Annotated in this window: 19 protein-coding genes and 1 tRNA gene; 16 read left to right on the forward strand and 4 right to left on the reverse strand. The window is 58.0% G+C overall.

The window, feature by feature from the left end:
* The first annotated feature begins 28 nt into the window (after positions 1-28).
* The 7 genes from R0J87_RS07305 (at position 29) to R0J87_RS07335 (ending at position 11,729) form a co-directional block, all read left to right on the forward strand.
* Entirely contained in the window at positions 29-3,520 is a 3,492-nt protein-coding gene (locus tag R0J87_RS07305) for a bifunctional diguanylate cyclase/phosphodiesterase (RefSeq protein WP_498885304.1), read from the forward strand.
* Between the two features lie 6 nt (positions 3,521-3,526).
* On the forward strand, positions 3,527-3,802 hold the full coding sequence (locus tag R0J87_RS07310) for a GIY-YIG nuclease family protein (protein WP_404464860.1): 276 nt from the start codon (positions 3,527-3,529) through the stop codon (positions 3,800-3,802).
* 100 nt (positions 3,803-3,902) lie between these two features.
* The gene (locus R0J87_RS07315; protein WP_498885306.1) at positions 3,903-6,158 is read left to right on the forward strand and encodes a sensor domain-containing phosphodiesterase; all 2,256 of its coding nucleotides are present in this window, start codon (positions 3,903-3,905) and stop codon (positions 6,156-6,158) included.
* Between the two features lie 58 nt (positions 6,159-6,216).
* Positions 6,217-7,260 (forward strand): histone deacetylase family protein, encoded by a 1,044-nt coding sequence (locus R0J87_RS07320; protein WP_498885308.1) that lies wholly within the window; start codon positions 6,217-6,219, stop codon positions 7,258-7,260.
* 109 nt (positions 7,261-7,369) lie between these two features.
* Entirely contained in the window at positions 7,370-7,759 is a 390-nt protein-coding gene (locus tag R0J87_RS07325; protein WP_498885309.1) for a hypothetical protein, read from the forward strand.
* A 32-nt stretch (positions 7,760-7,791) separates the two neighbouring features.
* Entirely contained in the window at positions 7,792-9,471 is a 1,680-nt protein-coding gene (locus tag R0J87_RS07330; protein ID WP_498885310.1) for a VRR-NUC domain-containing protein, read from the forward strand.
* Positions 9,468-11,729, forward strand: coding sequence for an ATP-dependent DNA helicase (locus tag R0J87_RS07335; protein WP_498885406.1), 2,262 nt, complete (start codon positions 9,468-9,470; stop codon positions 11,727-11,729). Before R0J87_RS07330 ends, R0J87_RS07335 begins: the two co-directional genes overlap by 4 nt.
* Positions 11,730-11,806: 77 nt before the next feature.
* Here R0J87_RS07335 and R0J87_RS07340 read toward each other — a convergent pair.
* Together R0J87_RS07340 and ispB are read right to left on the reverse strand one after the other, a co-directional pair.
* A tRNA-Pro gene (locus R0J87_RS07340) sits at positions 11,807-11,883 on the reverse strand.
* Positions 11,884-11,993: 110 nt separating this feature from the next.
* Positions 11,994-12,998, reverse strand: coding sequence for an octaprenyl diphosphate synthase (ispB, locus tag R0J87_RS07345; protein WP_404464869.1), 1,005 nt, complete (start codon positions 12,996-12,998; stop codon positions 11,994-11,996).
* Positions 12,999-13,293: 295 nt separating this feature from the next.
* Between ispB and rplU the strand changes: the two genes are divergently transcribed.
* From rplU to proB, 4 genes are all read left to right on the forward strand, one after another.
* The gene (rplU, locus tag R0J87_RS07350) at positions 13,294-13,605 is read left to right on the forward strand and encodes a 50S ribosomal protein L21 (protein WP_016915863.1); all 312 of its coding nucleotides are present in this window, start codon (positions 13,294-13,296) and stop codon (positions 13,603-13,605) included.
* Positions 13,606-13,635: 30 nt separating this feature from the next.
* Positions 13,636-13,893 carry a 50S ribosomal protein L27 gene (rpmA, locus tag R0J87_RS07355; RefSeq protein WP_030071394.1) on the forward strand — a complete coding sequence of 86 codons (258 nt, stop codon included), beginning with the start codon at positions 13,636-13,638 and terminating at the stop codon, positions 13,891-13,893.
* A gap of 170 nt (positions 13,894-14,063) precedes the next feature.
* Positions 14,064-15,254: an Obg family GTPase CgtA gene (cgtA, locus tag R0J87_RS07360; RefSeq protein ID WP_089674895.1), complete on the forward strand. Its 1,191-nt coding sequence runs from the start codon at positions 14,064-14,066 to the stop codon at positions 15,252-15,254.
* A 60-nt stretch (positions 15,255-15,314) separates the two neighbouring features.
* Positions 15,315-16,454: a glutamate 5-kinase gene (proB, locus tag R0J87_RS07365; RefSeq protein ID WP_188640173.1), complete on the forward strand. Its 1,140-nt coding sequence runs from the start codon at positions 15,315-15,317 to the stop codon at positions 16,452-16,454.
* A gap of 8 nt (positions 16,455-16,462) precedes the next feature.
* Here the strand turns inward: proB and R0J87_RS07370 are convergent, their stop codons facing one another.
* Entirely contained in the window at positions 16,463-17,494 is a 1,032-nt protein-coding gene (locus R0J87_RS07370) for a DUF1853 family protein (RefSeq protein WP_498885313.1), read from the reverse strand.
* A gap of 115 nt (positions 17,495-17,609) precedes the next feature.
* Between R0J87_RS07370 and R0J87_RS07375 the strand changes: the two genes are divergently transcribed.
* Positions 17,610-18,959, forward strand: a complete 1,350-nt coding sequence (locus R0J87_RS07375; protein WP_498885314.1) for a Glu/Leu/Phe/Val family dehydrogenase — start codon at positions 17,610-17,612, stop codon at positions 18,957-18,959.
* A gap of 100 nt (positions 18,960-19,059) precedes the next feature.
* On the opposite strand, the gene R0J87_RS07380 is transcribed toward R0J87_RS07375, so the two are convergent.
* Positions 19,060-19,536, reverse strand: coding sequence for a PepSY domain-containing protein (locus tag R0J87_RS07380; protein ID WP_404464873.1), 477 nt, complete (start codon positions 19,534-19,536; stop codon positions 19,060-19,062).
* A 157-nt stretch (positions 19,537-19,693) separates the two neighbouring features.
* On the opposite strand from R0J87_RS07380, the gene R0J87_RS07385 reads away from it, so the two are divergent.
* The 4 genes from R0J87_RS07385 to R0J87_RS07400 are packed head-to-tail and all read left to right on the forward strand — an operon-like array spanning position 19,694 to position 24,114.
* On the forward strand, positions 19,694-20,059 hold the full coding sequence (locus R0J87_RS07385) for a PepSY domain-containing protein (protein ID WP_392567175.1): 366 nt from the start codon (positions 19,694-19,696) through the stop codon (positions 20,057-20,059).
* 54 nt (positions 20,060-20,113) lie between these two features.
* The gene (locus tag R0J87_RS07390; RefSeq protein ID WP_498885317.1) at positions 20,114-20,788 is read left to right on the forward strand and encodes a winged helix-turn-helix domain-containing protein; all 675 of its coding nucleotides are present in this window, start codon (positions 20,114-20,116) and stop codon (positions 20,786-20,788) included.
* Complete coding sequence (locus R0J87_RS07395) at positions 20,785-22,149, forward strand: sensor histidine kinase (protein ID WP_498885318.1); 1,365 nt, start codon at positions 20,785-20,787, stop codon at positions 22,147-22,149. The genes R0J87_RS07390 and R0J87_RS07395 overlap by 4 nt, the downstream gene beginning before the upstream one ends.
* Positions 22,150-22,191: 42 nt before the next feature.
* Complete coding sequence (locus tag R0J87_RS07400; protein WP_498885319.1) at positions 22,192-24,114, forward strand: alkaline phosphatase D family protein; 1,923 nt, start codon at positions 22,192-22,194, stop codon at positions 24,112-24,114.
* Positions 24,115-24,177: the final 63 nt, after the last annotated feature.

Consider the following 24,177-nt stretch of genomic DNA (forward strand, 5'->3'; position numbering starts at 1 on the left):
CCGGCCGCTGCTTTAGAGGATAGTGTGATTGCCGCTAAATTCGCGTGATCTTGCAGCCGAAACGCTGCTATTAATTGCCTCGGCCACACTGCTTTTTATGGGAGGGGCTAGTTTATTAGTGGGTGTCTGGCTACCCAAAACATTGTTTGGGCCAATGCTGGTTCCCGATGCTTCACTAGTGACGGTGTTGATTGGTATTAGCCTCCTGGCAACGCTTTGTCAGTGGCGATGGTTGCGACTGCTCAGCACAGCTGGGCTGTCGGCTCTCCTGTTTTATACGTTGATTCATAACTATTTAGACCACGATGTAGCAACGTCGTTGGTAACACAAGCGCCGCGTATGACCAGCATTGCTGCGCTGATTCTTTTATGGATTTCTGGGTGCCTCTGGGTTGGCGTAGAGAGTGTTGCGTGTCGCCGCTATTGGCGTGTCACCGGCTATGGCGTGTTACTTTTTGGTGGTTTTGTAGTGATGCGCCTGTGGAGCACTGATGAAGGGAATGAACCACTGTTTTCCTCATCTCCCCTTGCTGTACTGATCTTCATTGTTTTGCTAGGCACGGCTCTCGTGGTAGCCAGTTGGCGCTGTCGGTCAGAGCGTCTAAGACCTGGCCGGCTGACGGTACTAGTAGGCTTGACAGGCGTATTGGTGAGTAGTCTAGCGTGGCTGTTGTTAAGCCTTAATCAGCGTTCCACTATTGAGCAGCAGGCGAGTTATTTGCTGGATAACGTGCAGCTGAATGCCGAGCAGGCCGTGTCGGCAAGACTTCAGCTAATGCAGCGTATGGCTGAGCGACTGAATGAGATATCAGTTTTTCAGCTTGATAATTTGCTTATCCAAGATGCGCAGAGTTATTTTCGCGACACTCTCAGTTTAAACGCCATCACACTAATAGATACCCAAGGCAACATTGTTTGGACTCAAGGGCGCCAACACAATAGCGATACATGGTTGTTAAACCAGTTGGAAAGTCCCCGTGTGACGTCCTGGTTAAATATTCCGTTCAACCGTCCGCGTTTGCTGATCCCCGATAACGAGCAGCGCAGAATGATGCTGATGGCTTTACCTGTGCAAAAAAAGTCTCAACAGCTGTTGGCAGCTATGGATTTAAGTACCTTGCTGAATAATGAGCTGAGCTTGACGTTGGGGCCTTTCCAGGTGGACGTCAGTCGGGATGGGGAAAGGTTGATGGTCTTGCACCCATCGGGTTTTGCTGTGAGGGATGATCGTCTGCCTTCCAGTCCGCTTGCCACCCGACTCACTGGGCTTCCCGGTGGTGTGAACTTGATGCTGCGTGCATATCCCGGCCAGCACCATAACTGGTACTTGTTAGGCGTGATTCCTATGAGTGTGGCTATAGGCGGGCTCGTTATGAGCTGGCTGTTGGCTTTCAGTGTAGGGGTTGTGGGAGCAAGTATTGCCCGCACTCGAGAACTGGCAGCTGCACGCCACTCATTGGAAGAGAGTGAGCAGCGCTATCGTTCGCTGTTTGTTCATCATCCAGACGCTGTGTTTTCCTTAGATCAGCAAGGCTGCTTTCAAACCGCCAATACCACCTGTGAAGATATTACCGGTTACCCACTAGCTGAGATTATTGGGCGACATTTTGCTGATTTTGTTGCTGCTTCTGAGCTTGAGCATATTAAGGACTGCTTTCAACAGGTCTTAGAGGGGGGGATTAAGCGTTATGAAGTCACTATTACAGATCGCGAAGCCGAAGCCCGTACGCTGGATCTCATTAACCTACCTATTACGGTAAACGGAAGTATTGTAGGTGTCTATGGTATTGCGCAAGATATAACTGTAAAGCGTCAGCAGCAAGCAAGGTTGAGAACACTAGAGCGTAGTGTCGAAGCTAGCGTTAATGGCGTATTGATAGCGGATGCAAGCCAACCTGATTTACCCATTGTGTATGCTAACCAAGCTTTTAGCGTTATAACCGGCTATTCACAAAACGAGGTGCTTGGGCAAAACTGCCGTTTTCTGCAAGGCCCCGATAGTGATCCAGTGATGGTCACAAGACTGCGGATGGGTATTCAAGCACAGCGTGAAACCCATGTCACTTTAAGTAACTACCGCAAAGATGGAACAACTTTCTGGAATGATTTATATGTCGCCCCGGTGCGCGACGATGCGGGGCGCGTCACTCATTTTGTCGGTATTCAGCACGATATTTCAAAACACAAAGCTTACGAGGCACGATTAGCGTACCACGCCAACCATGATGATTTGACGCGTCTTCCTAACCGCATGATGTTTGAAGAAACCCTGTGCAAACAGTTTGCGGCTGTGCAAGGGAGTGCAGAGCGCATCAGCGTGCTATTTGTGGATCTGGATGATTTCAAACCCATCAATGACACGCTAGGGCATGCGGTGGGGGACAGCGTTCTGGTGGAAGTCGCCAAGCGCTTGCGTGCGGGGCTGCGCCAACACGACACCGTGGCTCGCTTAGGAGGGGATGAGTTTGTCCTGCTGATTACAAACACAGGCGATGCAAGGCAGGTAGTCGAAGTGGCAGAGCGTTTGTTGCCCTCACTGGCTAAGCCTTACTGCATTGACGGCCATGAGCTTTATTTGACCGCCAGCGTGGGTATTGCCATGAGCCAGCCCGATACGCCGCTGCCGCAAACGCTCATTCAGCAGGCAGATATGGCGATGTACAAAGCCAAGCAGCAAGGGCGCAACGCCTACGCTTGGTTTAGTAGCGATATTAACGACATCGCCAGTGAGCGGGTAAGTTTGCGCAATGATTTGCAAGAAGCCATCGATCATCAAGGATTTGAGCTGCACTACCAACCCATCATGGACCGGCAAGGCAAGATTGCCAGTGTAGAGGCACTGCTGCGCTGGCCGCATCCGAGCAAGGGCTATATTTCGCCGGCACGCTTCATTCCGCTGGCGGAAGCCACCGGGCAAATCATGCCGATCAGCGAGTGGGTGTTGCAGCGTGCTTGCCAAGATATGCTGGCACTACAGCGCAGCGGCTTGGGGGCGCTGCGCGTCGCGGTCAATCTCTCGCCGCTGCAGTTCCATCGCGAAAGCTTCTTGGCCACGCTGCGCCAAACCCTGGCCGATACCGGCCTACCCGCCGAGCAGCTATCCCTCGAACTGACCGAGGGCATTTTGATGGACAACACGGCGTCCGCCATCGAAATCCTACATGCGCTGCGCAGCATGCAAGTGAGCGTTTCCATCGATGATTTTGGCACCGGCTACTCAAGCCTGAGCTACCTAAAGCATTTGCCCATCAGCACTGTAAAAATTGACCGCAGTTTTATTCACGAACTCACCAACAGCAGCGACGACGCCGCCATCGTTCAGGGGATCATCTCAATGGCGCATCACTTAGGCTTAAATGTCGTGGCTGAAGGCGTGGAAACCAGCGAGCAGCATCAGCGTCTTCTCACCTACCATTGCGATGGGTTTCAGGGCTTTGGACTGGCCAAGCCCATGCCATTGGCGGAGCTTGAGAGCCTGCTGGCTGCTCAGGAAGTCAATACCACTCCCGTTAATCAATGAGTCACCATGGACCATAGCCAAGCCCCTCAATGGTACCTCTACTTGCTAGAGTGCCAGCGCGGTACCTACGTGGGGATCACCAACAATCTTGCCAAGCGCTATCACGCCCACGCGACAGGGAAAGGCGCGCGTTATACGCGGGCAAACCCACCGCTGGCGCTGCTCGGGGCGCAACCCTTTGCTGACCGCGCCGCTGCCAGCCGAGCAGAATATCAGTTAAAACAGCAAACCCCCGACCAAAAGCGCCGTTGGGCAGCCAAGTGGCCTGCTGCGTTGAGTTAAAGTTCATTGAGCCGTGGGATAGGAGCAGCACAGCCTGAATAAATGGTTTAGCTTGTTCTGACGTTGTTGAGCGTTAGCGCTGACATAGAGGGAGCAATTGATGCGGATGAGACGTCATATCCACGGTGAATGGCTAACTAAGCGAACGCTTATCCCATCTTGCTTGGCATTTGCCACTTGGTGGTTAGCCGCCGTGACCACAACGCTGCTCTTCCCGCCGATGGATAGTACACTGCCGATATCGCCGATCTGGGCGGCCAATGCCCTTGCGTATGGCGCTATTTTAGTGGGTGGCCTACGTTGGGTACCTGCCTTTACGCTGGCCGCTTTGGTTTGGAATGTCGTACGCGGCGATAGTATCGGTGACATTATCGTCGGCATGACGGCCTTTGTGTTGATGCTGCTGTGGGTGGCATGGTTATCCAACTCTCTCCAGCAACACGTTAGGCGAGATCGTGCGCGACGGTTATTGGCCGTGCCTCTTATCGCACTCATGAGTGCCAGCGTATTTGCTGGGCTAGGCGCATGGCAGTTTAGTGATGGCCCGCCTAGCCAGCGGTTGTGGATGGCGCTATGGCTCTCTGAAACTGTGTCCGTGCTGCTGTTTGCCCCACTTGCCCAGCAGGTCTGTCACTATGGCGTAAAAAGTACCTTTCTGAGTATCAATCTCAAGCACTGGCCATTATGGCTATGGATGGGCGTTGCCATATCCGCGCTGCTCGTACTGCTTCAATTAGGCAATGGCACCACACTTTGGCACTTAGGTGCGCCTTACCTAGCGGTGATGGTACCGATCATGGCCGTGTACTGGCTGCCCTCGGCGTTGGCCCGCACAGCCATCGCTTTGTTTGTGACGTTTTGGCTGCTGGTCAATGTGTCGCTTGCGACGCAGCCTGCGGCTTCCCTGGATGTATTGGCCTGGTTAAGTCGGCAGTGGGTCATCTTTATCGCGAGTTTGGTGGGCTTTTTATCGATTGAGTCAGTGCGCAGTGCAGAAGCCGCTAGCCGCCGCTTGACGCTGCTTCGGCTCAAAGACCCGGTAACCGGTCTTGCAAACGAGCTAGGAGTGGCAGAGTTAGCGCAGCATTTGTCGCTTGAGCATGTGAGCGTGATCGGTATACAGCTGCCATACACGGATGAACTCGTGGCGCTGGTGGGGGATGACACAGTACAGCGCATCGAGCGACAAATAGCGGATCAACTGCGCTCCCAGAACGCTGCCGACATAGTCACAATAGCGAGATTGCGGCCCGGTCTATTTGCCTTGGTCATGAATAGCGCCCCTAACGCCCAACACCGCACGTTAGCAGAACGCTTAGCGACTCAGCTGAGCAGTGAAAGAAGCGGCATGGCAATTCCCGGCCCCCACCTTGGTATCACGGTGGTGATGCTACCGAACGTTCAGGTGTCAGAGTTTTCCAGTATGGCGGCACTTCTGCTCACCGCCTGCCGCCATGCACAGAGGAACCCTCAGGAAGCGCTCTACCATTATCATGGTACGACTGCCGAGTTAATTGCTCAGCAGAGTCAGGAGGCGGCCTGGATACACCGGCTACGCGCAGCGTTAGGTGGGGATACACGCCAGGGTAAGCTGTTGCTGTATGCGCAGCCAATCGTGTCACGGCGTGAGCCAACGCAGTGTCGCTGCGAGATACTGCTACGCTGGCAATCTCTTGATGGTCATGTGTTATCGCCACAGGCTTTTTTGCCCATTGCTGAAACCTTCGGCCTGATGCCGCAGGTAGATCGATGGGTGTTAGAAAATACCCTGTTTGCTTTATCGCAACATCCTAACGGCCATCGGTTGAACAGCGTATCGGTGAACTTATCGGGAGACTCGTTGAACTGTGATTGGTTGGTGGATGTGGTAGGCGAGTTAATGAGCCGCTATGAATGGCCTCCTCAGCGACTCTGTTTAGAACTGACGGAAAGTGCCACGATTCAAGATACCCAAGCAGCATCACTGAGCCTGCAACAATTACAGCGCATGGGAGTACGCCTAGCGATTGACGATTTCGGCACAGGGCGGGCTACTTTTGCTTATCTCAAACAGTATCATGCCCAAGAGCTTAAAATAGATGGCGCGTTTATTCGCGATCTTGAGAGTTCAGCGTTTGACCGTGAAGTCGTCAGGGCAACCTGTACACTGGCGCAACAATTGGCAGTAGGTGTGGTGGCAGAGTTTGTCGAAAACGACAGGCAAGTTATGTTGCTGGAAGCATTAGGCATTGATTATTTACAGGGTTACGGATTATCGCCACCCTTGCCGTTGGACGAGTATCTCTCTCGTATAGATTTTTTAGCGGATAAGTGGCAAGCACAATTCGATCAGTTGCCAGTGCTCTCAAGTGAGTAAGTGGTGCGCTTATTCTATGAATCCAGGGGCTAACGGTTAGCCATCAATAGGAGTGTCAATGTTAACGTTTTTTTCGGAAGGTAGCCGTCGACGTCAAGCCCGTAGTGAACTGCACGATGGCGCATTAGTCACCCCCTTTGAATGCCCTGAACGAATGGATTTGGTGCTCGCGGCGTTGAGCAACGCCTCGTTTGAAGTACGCACGCCAAACGACTACGGGCTTGCGCCGGTGCTGGAAGTGCATGACGCGGGTTACGTGGCGTTCCTGGAGAACTGCTGGCAGGCGTGGCAATCGGCAGGCCACGCAGGGGAAGCGATTCCCAACATTTGGCCTGCACGTACGATGCGCGGCGACCGCATTCCCCAATCGGTGAGCGGCCAGTTGGGCTACTACGCCCTGGCTGCCGAAACTTCCATTACGGAAGGCACCTTTGCCGCTGCCCTGGCGAGTAAAGACACCGCGCTGGCGGCAATCGACCATACCCTCGCCACTGGCGAGCCGACCTTTGGCTTGTGCCGACCGCCGGGCCACCACGCGGCGGTGGACCAGTTTGGCGGCTACTGCTTTTTTAACAATGCCGCCATCGCCGCCCAGCGCGCACTAAACGCAGGCAAGCGCCGTGTCGCGATTCTGGATGTGGATTTTCACCACGGCAATGGCACCCAGCAGATCTTCTATCGCCGTGACGATGTGCTGTTCGCCTCGCTCCACGGCGACCCGGACGTGACCTTCCCCTACTTCTCAGGCTACGCCGATGAAACCGGCGAAGGCCCAGGTGAAGGTTTCACGATCAATTACCCGCTGCCACCGGGCACCTCCGTCGCCACATGGATGGCTGCGTTAGATGAGGCGCTGGCGTGTATTCACCAGGAGGAGTGTGAATTGCTGGTGGTGTCGCTGGGCGTGGATATCTTTGAAGGCGACCCGATCAGCGCCTTTACCTTTCAACACGCCGACTTTATTGCCCTAGGTAAGCGCCTTGCCGCCGCTGGGCTACCCTGCGTGTTTTTGATGGAAGGGGGCTATGCCGTTGAGGATATCGGGATCAACGTGGTGAACGTATTGCAAGGTTTTGAGGAGGCTATACAGGGCGTGAAATAAGGCATTAAGGTGACAGTTGCACGAAATTCGGGCAGTCTTATGCCTTTTTGGCCTATGCTATAGGTCGTTATCTCTTTTTTATCTTGATCGTTCAACGCGGGAGCGGCACGTGGCAGTTTACGGCGGTATTCAGGCACATGAAGTGGAGCGTTGGCTAAATGCCCTCACCAACGCGGCCTATGACCGACGCTGCCCGCTCTCTAAAGTGCACGGGGGCAACGCCCGCGCCCGCACTGCGCGTCAAGATTTGCTGCACTTGGCCAGCGCGTTTCGCGGCGGTGACTGCCCTCGCGAAACGGTAGCCGATGGCTTGAGCCGCTGGTGCCAGCACTATCTTACTGAAGCCGAATGGTATGTGTTGGTAGGGGGAAAAGCGCCTGTTGCCAAGGCGGTAGCATCGCCCAGTGCGGTTAAGTTGCCTGCCATTGAGACCAGCGACAATACGCCCGACTCCGAACCGTCGGCCCTCGATGTTCTTTATCAGCATCGGGTGGGTTAACCCGCCCCAATAAGCACTGTTACAATGGATGCATGCACAGTGCTCTTGCCGCTCCGGCCACCGCCTCGTTAGATGACCCTTTCTATTACTTAGTGAATTTTCGCTACGTTGTCGCGTGGGTGCAGTCTCGCCATAGTGATCTGCTGAGCGCAGAGGAACGCGATCTGCTCCAGCAATGGCAGGCGCTGCCCCAGCCGTCTCAAGCGCTGTTGGTGCGTATGGTCATGCGCAAAGGCGAGCTGTTTCGTATTGATAAATTAAGCTATGCCGAAATTGGTGACACTGCGCAGGCGTTAGCGCCGCTGCTGGCGTTGGGCTGGGTGGACGACGCGCCGCCGTTAAACGTGGATGAGCTATGTCGGCTGCTGCGCCTTAGCGAGCTGCGCCTCGCCTTGAGCCGCCAGCTGCGTACATTAAACCTGCCGCCCAAGGCCACAAAGAGCGCGCTCCAGGCCGCGATAACGCCGGTGCTTACCGATTCGCAACCCTTACGCCAATGGTGGCCTGCCGCCACGACGAACATCGTGCGTCTTAATATCATGGCGCTGTGCGACCGTCTGCGGCTGATGTTCTTTGGCAACCTGCGCCAGGACTGGGCCGAATTTGTGCTCACCGAGCTTGGCTTGCAGCGTTTTGAACAGGTGCCTCTGACCGCCGAATCACGGGCGTTTCAGCATCGAGATGAGGTGGACACCTACCTGGCACTACACCACCTGCGCGAACGCCTAGAAAACGGTGAGCTGCCTGAGCGGCTGGCCACAGAAGTGCCCGCGGCCTCCAACAACCGTTGGCTAGACGCACGCCGCTCGCGGCTGCTGCTTACCCTGGGGCAAACGGCGGAACGCAGCGGTGAAGCAGAACAAGCGCTTTTGCTTTACGCCGAATCGAATAACAGCGAGGCACGCATTCGCAGGCTGCGGGTGTTAGAGCGGTTAGGCCGTTACCAGGAGGGGTACGAGCTGGCCCAGGCCGCGCTGGGGCAGGCGAGAGAGAGCGAAACCCAAGCGCTTGGGCGCTTGTTGCCGCGCTTGGCGCGCAAGCTGAACCAGCCCGCACCCCAGGCCGTGAAAGCAGCCGAGGCCCCGACCTACGTGTTGGAGCTTCCTGGCCCTCAATCGGTAGAGCGTGCCGTTGCCGAGCACTTATCCACCGCCAGCGCTCCAGTGTTCTATGTGGAAAACAGCCTGATCACCGGGCTTTTTGGCCTGCTGCTCTGGCCGGCGATTTTCAAACCCCTGCCAGGGGCGTTTTTTCACCCGTTTCACAGTGGGCCAGCGGATTTGTACCGCGAGGACTTCGTTCGCCAGCGCCAAGCCGAGATCGACGCCTGCCTGGCGCAGCTAGACGACGGGCGCTACCGCGAGACGATGCGGGCGACCTGGCAGGCTAAGCAGGGCATTACCTCCCCGTTTGTGCACTGGGGTATCCTGAGCGAGTCGCTGTTAACAGCCGCGCTTAGCTGCCTGCCCGCCGCGCACCTGCGCGCCTGCTTTACCCGCTTGCTGAGTGACCTAAAGCACAACCGAGCGGGCCTGCCGGATCTTATTCAGCTAATGCCCGATGCGCCCGCCGGGGAGCCTCGCTACCGCATGATCGAAGTGAAAGGCCCCGGTGACCGTCTGCAGGATAACCAGCGCCGCTGGATTGATTTCTTCTGCCGTCACGACATGCTGGTCGAGGTGTGCCACGTGCGCTGGCAGCCTACTTCATGAGCCGCTATCGGGTCGCAGTGCGTACGCTGTGCGACTTCACCGCACGCCAAGGCGACCTCGACCACCGTTTTACCCCCGCGCCCAGCGCCCAAGAGGGCATTGAAGGCCACGCGTTAGTGGCCAAACGTCGGGAAAACATAGCGGGCTACCTGGCCGAATTACCGCTCTCCGGCGAGCATCAGGGGCTACGCGTGGCGGGCCGCGCCGATGGCTTCGATGTGGCGGCGAATTGCGTTGAAGAGGTTAAAACCCATCGCAGCAGCCTGGCGCGTATGGCGGATAACCAGCGCGCACTGCACTGGGCCCAGGTGAAGGTATACGGCGCGCTGCTCTGCGCCGAGCGCGGCCTTTCGCACATCACGCTAGCGCTGGTGTACCTGGATATTGCCAGCGGCCAGGAAACCCGGCTGACGCTTGATGCCCGTGCCGACGAGCTAGCGGCGTTTTTTGCCGACCAGTGCCAGCGCTTTTTATCCTGGGCCGAGCAGGAGGCTGCCCACCGCGAACGCCGCGATGCGTGGCTCGCCACGCTGACCTTTCCCCACGTGGATTTTCGCCCAGGCCAGCGCGCGTTGGCCGAAGATGTGTTCAAAGCCGCCAGCACCGGGCGCTGCCTGCTGGCCCAAGCGCCCACCGGCATTGGCAAAACCCTGGGCACGCTGTTTCCCATGCTCTCTGCGATGCCCCGCCAGCGGCTCGACCGCATCGCTTTTCTCACTATGAAAACCCCTGGCCGCCGCCTTGCGCTCGATGCTTTGGCGAGTCTAGAGGTTCCTGCCCAGCCGCTACGAGTGCTGGAGCTCGTCGCCCGCGATAAAGCCTGCGAGTACCCCGGTACCGCCTGCCAGGGCGATACTTGCCCTCTGGCAAAAGGGTTTTACGACCGCCTGCCCGCTGCCCGACAAGCGGCGGTGGAACAAAGTTGGCTAGCGCGCGATGCGCTGCGGGAGGTGGCGCTGGCGCATCAGGTCTGCCCCTACTACTTAGGCCAGGAGCTGGCCCGCTGGGCCGATGTGGCGGTGGGGGATGTAAACCACTGGTTCGATAGCCACGCGCTGCTGCACGGGCTTGCTCAAGCTAACGACTGGCGAGTAGGGCTGTTGGTAGATGAGGCGCATAACCTGGTGGAGCGTGCCCGTGGCATGTACAGCGCCGCGCTCTCCCAGCAGCGTTTGAGCTACCTGAGGCGACACTCCCCGCCCGCCTTAGCCAAACCGCTGGCCCGCGTGGGCAGGCAGTGGCAGGCGCTCAACAAAGAGGCAGCCGCCCAAGCGCCGGAACGGCGTTACCACTTGCTAGAAACGCTGCCCACCAAGCTGGTGAGCGCGCTGCATACCCTGGCCGGGACAATCACTGATTATCTCGTGGAGCACCCCGAAGGGGCGAATCAGGCGCTTCAAGAGCTGCTGTTTGAAGCGCTGGCGTTCTGCCGCTTGGCGGAATCATTTGGCGATCATTCCCTCTGTGATCTGGAAAGTCAGGGCAAAGGAAGTGCGGTGCTTGGGCTACGCAATGTGATCCCGGCGGACTTTCTCGCCCCGCGCTTTAAGCGCGCTCACTGCACGGTGCTGTTTTCCGCCACGCTGTCGCCTTTCCATTACTACCGTGACCTGCTGGGCCTGCCCGAACAGAGCGTATGGCGCGAGGTGGATTCGCCCTTTGTCGCCCGCCAGCTAGAGGTGCAGCTACGTACGGACATTTCTACGCGCTATCATCATCGTGTTGCGTCGGTACTTCCCATCGTCGCTACGCTGGCAGAGCAGTACCTGCGCTCGCCGGGCCACTATTTAGCCTTTTTCAGCAGCTTTGCTTACCTAGAACAGGTGATGCATGCGTTTGAGCAGGCGCACCCTGAGATTCCGGTGTTTGCGCAAACGCGCAGTATGCAGGAAGCCGAGCGCGAGGCGTTTTTGGCGCGCTTTACGCCCGGCGGTAAAGGCATCGGTTTTGCAGTGTTGGGCGGTGCCTTCGCGGAGGGCATTGACCTTCCCGGTGATCGGTTAATCGGTGCTTTTGTGGCCACATTAGGTTTGCCGCCATTTAACGATTTCAACGAAGCGCTAAAAGCGCGCCTGCAAACACGTTTCGGCCAAGGTGATGACTACACTTACCGTATTCCAGGGATGATTAAAGTGGTGCAAGCCGCCGGGCGAGTGATCCGCAGCCCGGACGATGAAGGAGTGGTGGTATTGATGGATGACCGCTTTGCTCAAGAGAAGGTGCGCGCCCAGCTGCCGCGCTGGTGGCAGCTGGGCTGATCACTCGAAAAATAGTAGCGCAAAAACAAAAACGGCCACCTGCTCTAAGAGCTAAGTGGCCGTTTTCATTAAATTCTTGGTCGGAATAGCAGGATTCGAACCTACGACCTCTGCCTCCCGAAGGCAGCGCTCTACCAAGCTGAGCTATATTCCGAAAGTTGCTGAGACGTGCTCAACAACGGGACGAATCATACGCAGGCGAAGGGCTTTTTTCAAGCCTCTTTTTCACGCCCTTTCTTTGTACAACGTGAAAAGCGTTGGCGGTTACGCTTTGCGATCAACGGCTAAGCGGGCAAGTTGAGCCATGCTGTCGCGGTAAGGGCTGGGGGGCAAGGCATCTAGCTCAGCCAGTGCTTTGTCCGCCATCTCTTCTGCCCGTGCGCGAGTGTACGCAAGCGCGCCGGTGTCGTGAACAATCGCCAGTACGTCGTCTAATTGTTCAAGGCCGCCTTTACGAATCACCTGACGAATCAGCTTGGCTTGCTCAGGGGTGCCGCGCTCCATGGCGTGAATGAGCGGTAGCGTGGGCTTGCCTTCGGCCAAGTCGTCGCCAACGTTTTTGCCCATCGCCTCGGCATCGCCTTGGTAGTCCAGCAAGTCGTCGATCAGTTGGAAAGCCAGGCCCAGGTAGCGGCCGTAATGCTGCAGGGCGCGCTCCTGCTCCGGCGTAGCTTCGGCGAGCACCGCGCCGCTATGGGAGGCGGCTTCAAACAGCATCGCGGTTTTGCCCTGGATGGTCTCGAAGTAATCCGCTTCGGAAATGCTGGGATTGCCAATGTTGGTCAACTGCAGCACTTCGCCTTCCGCGATTATGCAGGTGGCACCGGATAGGATCGCCATGATGCGCATGGAGCCTACGTCCACCATCATCTGGAACGAGCGGGAGTAGAGGAAATCACCCACCAGCACGGAAGGCGCATTGCCCCAGGCGTCGTTGGCGGTTTTTTTGCCCCGGCGCATGTGCGACTCATCCACCACGTCGTCGTGCAAAAGAGTGGAGGTATGCATAAACTCGATCAGCGTGGCGAGGGTAATATGCTTGTCGCCTTCATAGCCCAACGAGCGGGCCGCCAGCAGTACCAGTAGCGGGCGCAGGCGTTTACCGCCGCTTTCAATAATGTACTGGCCAATAGTTTCCACCAGCGGCACTTTAGAGTTGAGCTGAGCAACAATGGTGCGGTTGACGGCTTCAAAGTCATCGGCCACCACGGCGTGCAGCGGTGAAGGCGAAGGGCTGGCAGGCGGGGTTGGGGAGACGTTGGCTGTCATGGGTTCCGTTCATCGCGGCGGGTGAGAAAGTGGGAGTCATGCTATGGGGCTGCCTGTAAGGCGTCAAGGTATAGCCGCGCTAAGCAGGCCCAGGCAGGCGTTTGGAAGATTGACAAGCCCCGGTGGCCTTGTGGTATGAAGCGATAGTCGTTATAATCCGCGACCCACTCATCATGCTCCCTGTCAGATGGTTGCCAAAAGAGGCGCCACTCGCAGCAGGTCGATAAGAGCGGAAGGCGATGAGCGTTGGTTACGCGGGGCGTAACCGGCATTAACGACAAGTCCGGAGAGCGACATGTACGCAGTTATTAAAAGCGGTGGTAAACAGTACCGCGTTCAAGAAGGTCAAACCCTCAAGCTCGAGAAAATCGAAGTCGCTACCGGCGAAACGATTGAGTTTGATGAAGTGCTGCTGGTTGCAGACGGCGATGACGTAAACATTGGCGCACCTTTCATTAGCGGTGCCAAAGTTTCCGCTGAAATCGTTTCCCACGGCCGTGGCGATAAAGTGACGATCATCAAATTCCGTCGCCGGAAGCACCACATGAAGCGTCAGGGCCACCGTCAGTGGTTCACTGAAGTCAAAATTACCGGAATTTCTGCGTAAGCAGCCAATTCCCTTTAGGAGGATTTTGCAATGGCACATAAAAAGGCAGCCGGCTCCACGCGTAACGGTCGCGATTCCGAATCCAAACGCCTTGGTGTGAAACTCTTCGGTGGCCAAGCGGCAACCGCGGGTAACATCATCGTTCGTCAGCGTGGCACTCGTTTCCACGCAGGCACTGGCGTTGGCCTGGGTCGTGATCACACGCTGTTCGCTCTGAACGACGGCTTCGTGAAGTTCGAGACCAAAGGTCCGAACAACCGTAAATTCGTCAGCATCGTTTCTGCCTAAGCAACCTCGGTTGCTTTGTGTAAGTGGGTTGGTATGACTTACGCAGTGCGAAGATGACGAAAGAAAAGCCCCGCCATGGCGGGGCTTTTTTGTCTTTTCGATCCCTTTTGCCCGCATGAGACGGGTGGGGATAGTGCAGTGAGGGCGGCGGAAGCGGCCGGGAGAATCCAATGCAGTTCGTCGATGAAGCCTCGATTATTGTTGAGGCAGGTAAAGGCGGCAATGGCTGTCTGAGCTTTCGCCGCGAGAAATATGTGCCCAAGGGTGGCCCCGATGGTGGCGATGGCGGCCACGGTGGCAGCGTTTATCTGATTGGTGATGATTCGCTCAACACCTTGATTGATTTCAAATTTCAGCGTTTCTACAAAGCTGAAAATGGGCAAGGCGGCATGGGCCGCCAGATGAGCGGTAAAGCTGGTGAAGACCTGCACGTAAAAGTGCCGGTGGGCACCACGGTAATTGATGAAGACACCCTTGAGGTGATTGCCGACGTGACTGAAATTGGTCAGGTCGTGCTGGTAGCAGAAGGCGGCCGCCGTGGGTTGGGGAATATTCACTTTAAATCCTCCACCAACCGTGCACCGCGCCGCACCACGCCGGGAACCGAAGGCGACCGTCGTAACCTGCGCCTGGAAATGAAAGTGATGGCAGACGTGGGCCTGCTCGGCATGCCCAACGCCGGTAAGTCGACGCTGATTCGGTCGGTGTCGGCGGCTAAGCCCAAAGTGGCCAACTACCCGTTCACCACCCTGGTGCCAAACCTGGGCGTGGTGAAGCTGGGGATGCACGAGCACTTTGTAATGGCCGACGTACCGGGGCTGATTGAAGGTGCCTCCGACGGCGCTGGCCTGGGGCTGCGCTTCTTGAAGCACCTGACCCGCACGCGGCTGCTGTTCCACGTGGTCGATGTGGCGCCGTTTGATGAGTCCGACCCGGTGGAAGCAGCGCAGGCGATTATTCACGAGCTTGGCCAGTTCTCTCCGGCGCTCTCCGAGCGGCCTCGCTGGCTGGTGCTGAATAAGTTCGACCTGCTGCCAGAAGAGGAGCGTGAGGCGCGCGCCCAGGCGATCATTGATGCGCTGAACTGGGATGGCCCCGTGTTCCGTATTTCGGCGATCAGCAGTGAAGGCACCGACAAGCTGGTGCAAGCTGCTTACCGCTGGCTCACCGAGCAGCAGCGCTTAGAAAACGAAGACGAAGAGGCTCATGCCCGCGAGCAGGAGATGCGCCGCCGCATGGAGGAGGAGTCGGTGGCCCGTACCGAAGCCCGCCTTGGCCGTCGTCGTAAGCGCGATGATGAAGAAGACGATGACGATTTCGACGACGATGATTACGATGTCGAAGTGGAGTACGCCCCGTAAGCCAGCGGCGTACTAGCTAGGATAAATCGCGTGAGCGCAATAGCGTGGGAGAGTCGCGACGTGGAAAGCAACGAGCAGTTGCCGGGCCGTGAGGCGCTGAGTAGCGCCCGCCGGGTAGTGGTCAAAATTGGCAGCGCGCTGCTCACTAATGATGGTCGCGGTCTGGACGAAGCGGCCATTGGCGGCTGGGTGGATCAAATTGCCGCCCTGCATCAGCAGGGTAAAGAGGTGGTGCTGGTCTCCTCCGGTGCGGTGGCAGCCGGCATGGTGCGCTTGGGCTGGCAGGCGCGCCCGAGCGCCGTGCACGAGCTTCAGGCGGCCGCCGCCGTGGGCCAAAATGGCCTGACCCAGTGCTACGAGCAGCACTTTGCGCGCCACGGCATGCTCACCGCGCAGATTCTGCTCACCCACGACGACCTCTCTAACCGCAAGCGCTACCTGAATGCGCTCTCGGCATTGCGCACGCTGGTCGAGATGCGCGTGGTACCGGTGATCAACGAAAACGATACCGTCGTCACCGACGAGATCCGCTTTGGCGATAACGACACCCTCGGCGCGCTGGTGGCGAACCTGCTGGAAGCCGATGCGCTGGTGCTCCTTACCGACCAAGAAGGCCTGTTCGATGCCGACCCCCGCCATAACCCCGACGCTACACTGATTGCTGAGGGGCGTGCCGACGACCCACGTTTGGCCGCCGTGGCAGGCAGCGGTGGGGCGCTGGGCCGGGGTGGGATGAGCACCAAGGTGCGCGCTGCTCAGCTCGCGGCGCGTTCCGGTGCGGTAACCGTGATTGCCAGCGGCCGCCAGCCGGAGGTGATTACTCGGGTGATGAACGGTGAAGCACTCGGCACGCTGCTGCGCCCGGACCAAGCCCCTATGGCAGCGCGCAAGCGCTGGCTAGCGGGTCAGCTTCAGGTGCGCGGTACGCTGGTGCTGGATGCAGGCGCGGTGAACGTGCTGCGCGGCAAAGGCTCTAGCCTACTGGCCGTTGGCGTGCGTGACGTGCAGGGCAGTTTTAAGCGCGGCGACATGGTGCTGTGTGTGGATGAGCAGGGCACTCGCGTGGCCAAGGGCTTGGTTAACTACGGGGCCGACGAAGCTCGTCAGCTAGCGGGCCAGCCAAGCCACCAGATCGAAGCCATCCTTGGTTACGTGGAAGCCCACGAACTGATCCACCGCGACAACCTGGTAGTGGTTTAAACGACGGGTTAGCCACGCCGCTTAGGCGGTAGCGGTACCTGGCGCGGCCAATCATTGGGTACCACCATCAGCCGCGTTAGCAGTCTCTCCTGGCCACTATTTTCCTGGCAACTCTTTTCCCAGTAGTTCTCTTCCCAGCAGTTCTCTCCTCCCTTCGGGTCGTACAGCATCACTTGCTGCGGCCCGTAGCGGTTGACCTGTGCCATCACGGCCTCCATCCGCTCATTGGCGTTGCCAAACGCGTCGAGCGATGGCGGCGCTAACCAGTGGGGCTTTGCTAGCCACGCGACTTTTAGCGCCGTGCTGTAGCGTTCGGCCACGCTAGGCCAGTCGTATTGATGGCACCACCACCCCCGCCGATGCTTGGCCGTTGCTCCGGCAGGTGGTGGCAAGCTGGCCTGCCATGGATAAAACAGCACGCCGGGCATGGCGACCTGTTGGGTCAGATGATCACTTAGTGCAGCCGCTTCGCCCACATCTCTGGGCGCTAACCAGTGGGCAATATTCGCCTGCGCTGTGGCAGTACGTGAGAGCGGTAGCTGATGATGGAGCAGATGACTGCACTTTAAGGCCAAACTGTCCAAACCACCGGGGCCAATCCAGCGGCTTTGGCTGTTGGCCTCGCCTGGCCCGTCGGGAAGACCAAGATAGAACTTGATCGCTACTTCCAAATGCACCGGCGCTGGGTTTGTCCGCGTGCGATAAAGCATATCCAGCTCGCCCAGCGTTGTGCGGCGTTGAGTAATACGCAGATTATTGGCCAGCAGGCGGGTATTAGGGGCGTTATCCAGTAAAAGCTGCCACAACTGCTCATGGTAGTGGCCCATGCGCGTTGCCCGCTTGCCATTCAGTGCCTCAACGCAGGGCAGTAAAGCGGTCAGCCACGCATGGTGATTGTCTGTAAGGCCCAGCGTTAAGCCTGTGGGCCTCCCAGGATAAGCGCCAAGGGTGACTAAATCGGGGGCGGCTAACAGCCAAGCGAGATCGCGCAGCACCGTATGATATATCGCATCGCTGACACCTTCGGCGGAGGTCGTCAAAAGTCTCTCCTATCAACCGGCTTGAGATACGACTGAGATAGCCGCTTGCTGCTACGCTAAACACATTCTCGCACGATGCCAATAAAATCCCTTAGATACCGCAAAGGAGTGTTGCATGGGCAGTACGAAGTCGAAAAAGCACAAAACGAAAGCCAAAAAATCCTCGGCCAAAACGTCCCCCACGAATGCGCCTCAGCAGCTAACGCCAGAGACAGGGGCTGCGCTGTTTGAGGATGCTCGCTCGCGCCTGGAAGAGGTGTTTAAAGCGCTGGATATTCACCCCGATGCCCAGGCGCGATTGATGCAGCCAAGCCTCTCGCTACAGGTGAGTGTTCCGGTACGCATGGACGATGGCAGCCTGAAGGCGTTTCCCGCGTGGCGGGTGCAGTACGACACCAGTCTCGGCCCGGCTAAGGGCGGTGTGCGCTTTCACCCTGATGTGAATCAGCATGAAGTGACCACCTTAAGCTTTTGGATGGCGGTGAAGTGTGCCGTGGTGGGGTTGCCCTATGGCGGCGGCAAAGGCGGCGTGCAAGTGGATGCCAAGGCGCTCTCTTCGTTAGAGCGTGAGCGCTTGGCGCGGGGCTATATTCGTGCGATTGCCGACATCATGGGCCCAGACCGAGATATTCCTGCCCCCGATGTCAACACCGATGCCACCGTGATGGGCTGGATGATTGATGAGTACGAACATATTTTGCGCGCCCAGGCACCGGCGGCTATTACCGGTAAGCCGCTGTCGCTTGGCGGCTCACCGGGGCGTGTAGAGGCGACCGGACGTGGCGCACTGACCGTCTTGGATCTGTGGGCAGAGCGTGAAGAGCGCAAGCCGGAAGAGACCACGTTGGCGGTGCAGGGGTTCGGCAATGCGGCCTACCATTTTGCTCGCTTGGCAAGCCAACGCGGCTATCGAGTAGTGGCGGTCTCGGATTCCAGCGGAGCCATTTATAACGCCGATGGCATAGATGTAGACGCGGCTAAAAAAGACAAAACCCAACAGGGCAAGCTTGCAAAAAGTCATCAAGGCAAAGCGCTATCCGGCGATGATTTGCTCGCGTTACAGGTCGATGTGCTGGTTCTGGCCGCGCTGGAAAATCAGCTGCACAGCGGCAACGTGGGCGATGTGAAGGCAGGCGCGGTGCTCGAAATTGCCAACGGACCGCTCACCAGCGATGCGGATGCGGCGTTGGAAAAACGTGGCGTGCCCGTGCTGCCTGACGTGTTGGCGAATACCGGTGGCGTTATCGTGAGCTACTTTGAGTGGCTGCAAAACCGCTCAGGCGAGAAGTGGCAAGAAGAGGAGGTCAATCAGCGCCTGAAGCGTCGGCTCAGCGATGAGGCCAAACGGGCGCTGGTCAGGGCGGAAGAGGAGCGAGTCACCTATCGCCAAGCAGCCTATCGGCAAGGCATCGAGCGTATCGCCGAGGCGATTATGGCTCGGGGCAACTGCCAAGACTGCCGCTAATCAGCGAAGAGACACAAAGCAAGCGGCGGGCCCGAAGGCCCGCCGACAAGTACGTGCTAACAAAAGGCTTTACTAATGGATGAGCGGGTCGCTTAAGCGATTAGTCGCGATCCATCTGGGTAACTTCAAAAGAACCCTGGCGCAGGCTCAGTTCCAGCTCGCGACCGTTTTGCTCGCGGCCTTCAACATCGATGATGCCGCTTTTATCAATATCGATGCTTTCAAATTCGGTCATACCTTCCTGGCTGGCAGCATCAAGCGCTTGGCGGATGTCCTCTTCGCTCATGCCCCAGGCACCGGTAATCAGGCGCTTGCGCTCTTCTTGCAGGCTTTCGCCGTTATCGATGGAGAAATCCACATCGGCGTACCACTCATCGTCTAACCAGCCTTCCACTTCGACACGGCCACGGTCGTCCACGTTGATCTCTTCGATGTGGCTGAACCCGTAGTCGTTGGCGTAGGTCAGAATGTCATCGATCCGGTCCATCGGCTGAGTATCTGCCTGGGCGCTACTTGCAGCTGCGGCAAGCAGAAGAGCAGAGGTCGGGATCAGCAGCATTTTTTTCATAGCGTTCATATCAAATTCCTTCTTTGCTTAGTGAATGCATTGCCGGATGATGCCTGACGAAGGTCAGTCAGCGAATGCGACAGGGTATTTATATCACCGGGGTTCTTTCCTAAACCTGACAAAGCCGTTCATCTAGCGTTCATGTTGCCTTTGGCATCCTACTGTTATGAAAATGACGTCTCTTCTCTCTATTAAGCAGCGCTCCTGGCAACGGCTCCCCTATAAGGGCGGGCTGGTATTGGCGCTGGTCCTCGTATTGATGGGTAGCGCGACCGGCGACCAGCACTGGGAAGCTCTGCACAGCGAGGTACGGCGCGGTGATGTGGTGCCGTTGGAGACCATTCTTGACTGGCTCGACGCTCACTATATCGGCGACGTGCTTGAGGTCGAAATCGAGCGCGACGATGGGCTGGTCGAGTATGAAATTAAGCTGCTAGGCCCCCAAGGGCAGGTCGTAGAGTTTGAGTTTGATGGCCAAAGCGGACAGCTCATGCAAATCGAAGGCGTGCGTATTCGCGATATGCAGCGTTAACACGGTTACCTGCGGTGTCTCGTCTTTATTAGGTGTATTCATAAGGGTTTTTTGATGAAGTGTTTACTGGTAGAGGATGACCAGGCGCTTGCCCGTGAGCTGAGTCAAGCGTTGCAAGATGGCGACTGGATCGTCGAGCGGGCAGAGAACGGCCAGGAAGCGGACTTTTTGGTGCGCACAGAAGCGTACGATACGGTTATTTTGGATATTGGCCTGCCCGATGGCGATGGCACTCGCTGGCTCTCTTCCTGGCGGGAGGATGGCATTGATCTGCCGGTACTGATCTTAACGGCCCGTGAACGCTGGGCTGATAAAGCCGCTGGTTTTACCGCGGGAGCCGATGACTACGTGACCAAGCCGTTTGAACCCGCCGAGGTGCTGTTTCGCCTGCGGGCGTTGGTACGCCGCACCCATGGCCATGCACACCCGGTGATTAAAGTGGGCGAGCTTAGCCTGGATACTCATACCCAGCATGTCACCTTGGTGGGGCGCCCCGTGAGCTTAACTGCTCAGGAAACCCGCTTATTAAGCTACTTAATGCATGCCGCGCCCCGAGTGGTCAGCCGCAGCGAGCTTTCTGAGCACGTGTACGACCGCGATCACGAACCCGACTCCAACGTCATTGATGTTCAGGTCAGTCGGTTGCGTCGCAAGCTAGGCGCGTGGCGCATTGCCACGCTGCGCGGCCAGGGGTATCGCCTATTAGCTGATGAACCGAGCGATTCATGAGCGCTAATGTAGTCTCTTGGAACCAGCGCTGGGCTAACCGCTCGATCAATCTACGCCTGCTGTTGGCGGTGCTGCTCATGGTGCTGCTGGCACTCCCCGTGGCCGGTTGGCTGTTGTCCCATCACTACCGCGCCTCTGCGGTCAACGCGTTCGATGAACGGCTGGAAGCGACCCTCAACGTGGTCATTGCTGGGGTTACCTACGACCCGCTCACCGAGCAACTCAACTACGAGCGCGCGTTGGGTGACCCCCGTTTCGACCACGTATATTCAGGCTGGTACTGGCAGATTACCGACGATGCGAACCACTCGGTAACGTCGCGGTCGTTATGGGATCAGCGTTTGCCGGTGCTGGAGAGCGAGCGGGTGACTGCCCGCACGCTCCCAGGCCCGCGTGGACAGCAGCTGCGCGTCGTAGAGCGCGATATCTATTTGGGCGCTTTGGAGACGCCGCTGCACGTCAGTGTCGCCGCACGTGACGACAACTTGCGCGAAGACGTTCGGGCCTTTCAGCAGATGCTGTGGCTGGGGTTGCTAGGCCTGGGCGCGCTGTTGCTAGGCGTGCTGGCGCTACAGGTGCGTTGGGGGCTCGCGCCGCTGCGGCGCATGAACGCCAACTTACGTGATGTAGAGCAGGGGCGTGTAGAACAGTTGGATACTCGTTTGCCTGACGAGCTGGCCACACTGGCTACATCCATGAACGCCGTGTTGGCGCGCGACCAGCGGCTCATCGAACGGGGCCGCCACACGGCAGGCAACTTGGCCCACGCCCTAAAAACGCCGATTAGCGTGATGCGGCTGTTGGCCAAGCAGCTACCAGGCGAGAGTCGTGATACCTGGGAGGCCGAGCTGTCGCGTATCGACAGCGCTGTGCGCCACCATCTGGCGCGGGCATCCGCTGCGGGCGAGGGCGTGCGCTTTGCTCCGGTGGCCCTCCAAGGCACGCTGGCCCCGCTAATCACTGGGCTTGCCCGGCTAGCGCAGCGCCGCCATATTACCCTGCGCCAAACCGTGGATAGCGGCGTGCGGGTGCATATGGACGGACAGGACCTGCAGGAGATGATGGGTAACCTGCTGGACAACGCCCTACGCTGGGCCAAAAGCGATGTGCATATCCGCCTGCAGGCTCAAAGCGAGATGCTGTTGCTGGTTGTTAGCGATGATGGCCCCGGCATGACGCCGCAAGAGTGCCAAGCCGCTGTCCAGCGTGGCAAGCGGCTTGATGAGCAGCGTTCAGGCAGTGGCTTGGGGTTAGCCATCGTCACCGACCTTGTCACACTTTATCATGGCCAGATGCGCCTACAGCGCGCCGAGTCTGGCGGTTTAGAGGTAGTCATTGAACTGCCTGTGGTCGCTACTTAATGATCGTAAGAGCGATGCAACACACAGCACAGAGGGTGTGAAATGACACAAATCGCCACGACGTTACCCGACGTACTGGTCGGGCCTTTGCTGCGTCGGCTGTCGCCGTCGCGGCTGATTTTATGGCTGGTAGCGACCCGTCCGCTAACCATGCAGCTGGTGCTGAACCCAGAGCAAGAGGAGCAGCAAACCCACGCGTTAGACAACGCCCACCAGTGCGTGGCAATTGGACGGCATGCCTATATTTACGCCATTGACCTGAGCCTGCCCACCGCGCTGCCCACCGACACCCGCATTGCCTACGACCTGCAGGTACAAAGAACTGACGGCGCGTGGCAGCCCCTGCCGGAGTGGGCACCTTGGCTATGCCACGATGGCTATGACTACCCAGGGTTTGTGTTGGCCTCTCGCCACCACCGTTTGATGCACGGCTCCTGCCGTAAACCTCACCATGACAGCGCCGATGGCTTAGTGCGGGCCGATCACTGGATAGCCGAGCGCCAGGAGTCCCCTACCGAGTGGCCCGCGTGGCTGCTGATGACCGGCGACCAAGTGTATGTGGATGACGTGGCAGGCCCCATGCTGCGGGCGGTTCATGCGTTGATTGCCCGCCTGGGGCTGGTGGATGAGCTGCTTGAGGGCGCTACCGTCGATGACAGCCAAGCGCTGTATAACGCCCCGGAAAGCTACTACCACCGGGAAGCGCTGCTGCCGGATGTCACCAGCAACGCGGCGCTGCGCGAGCGCTTTTTTGGCGGCGTCAAAAAGCCGGTATTCACCTCGGCGAACGCCCAGAACCACCTGATGACGCTGGCTGAGATGCTCGCCATGTACTGCCTGGTGTGGTCGCCCACGCCGTGGCAGGTGATTGCCTATGACGCCCCGGCGTTAGGCGAGAAAGAGGCCGAGGCTTACCGGGAAGAGCAGGCGATCATCGAAGCGTTCGTAGAGGGACTGCCTCAGTGCGCGCGGCTGATGGCCCATGTGCCCAGCCTGATGATTTTTGATGACCACGACGTGACCGATGACTGGAACCTGACCGCCGACTGGGAGCGCTGCGCCTACGGCCACCCGTTCTCCAAGCGTATTATCGGCAACGCGCTGGTGGCGTACCTGCTTTGCCAAGGGTGGGGCAACGCGCCCGATAAACTTAATCCGTTGCTACATCAAGCGATCACCCTGTTTGACGATGTCGGCCCGCTGAACCTTGGTGCCCAGGATGCTTTGATTGAGCGGATGCTGCGCTTTCAGGGCTGGGAGTTTCAGGTGCCGGGCACGCCCGCACTCATCGTGCTGGACACCCGGACGCGCCGTTGGCGCAGTGAGCGTAGCCCCAACCGCCCATCAGGCTTGATGGATTGGGAGGCGCTGATGGAGATGCAGCAGGCGCTGCTGGGCACTAAAAGCGCGGTGATCGTCTCGCCTGCGCCCATGTTTGGCGTCAAGCTGATCGAAAGTATTCAAAAGCTCTTTACCCTGGCGGGTAAGCCGCTGGTGGTGGATGCCGAGAACTGGATGGCGCATCGCGGCGCGGCCAACGTGCTGCTACACATTTGGCGGCACTCCAAAACCCCTGGTAACTACGTGATCCTCTCGGGTGACGTTCACTACTCCTTTGCCTACGACATCGTCGTGCGCCGCCAGAAGCGGGCTCCAAAGCTGTGGCAAATCACGTCAAGCGGGGTGAAAAACACTTTTCCCAAGCAGCTGCTGAATACCTTTGACCGCTTGAACCGCTGGCTCTACGCGCCGCTGTCGCCGCTGAACTGGTTTACCAAGCGGCGCAAGCTCAGCATCTACCCCCGCGACCCAGACCAAGCCAGCGCCGGAGAGCGGCTATGGAACGCCAGCGGCATTGGGCTGGTAAGCCTGGATGAGCAGGGCAACCCGACGGATATTCGCCAGCTTGATGCCAACGGCGGTGACGTGGTCTTTCCACCACCTAAGGTGCCTATCGACCCGTAGATAACCGCTGTCTGTCATACAAATGTCATCACAATGACGCACGCTTGCTGCCCTAGAACCTTC

It is taken from the genome of Halomonas sp. SIMBA_159 (assembly GCF_046536035.1).
Lineage (GTDB): Bacteria > Pseudomonadota > Gammaproteobacteria > Pseudomonadales > Halomonadaceae > Vreelandella > Vreelandella venusta_A.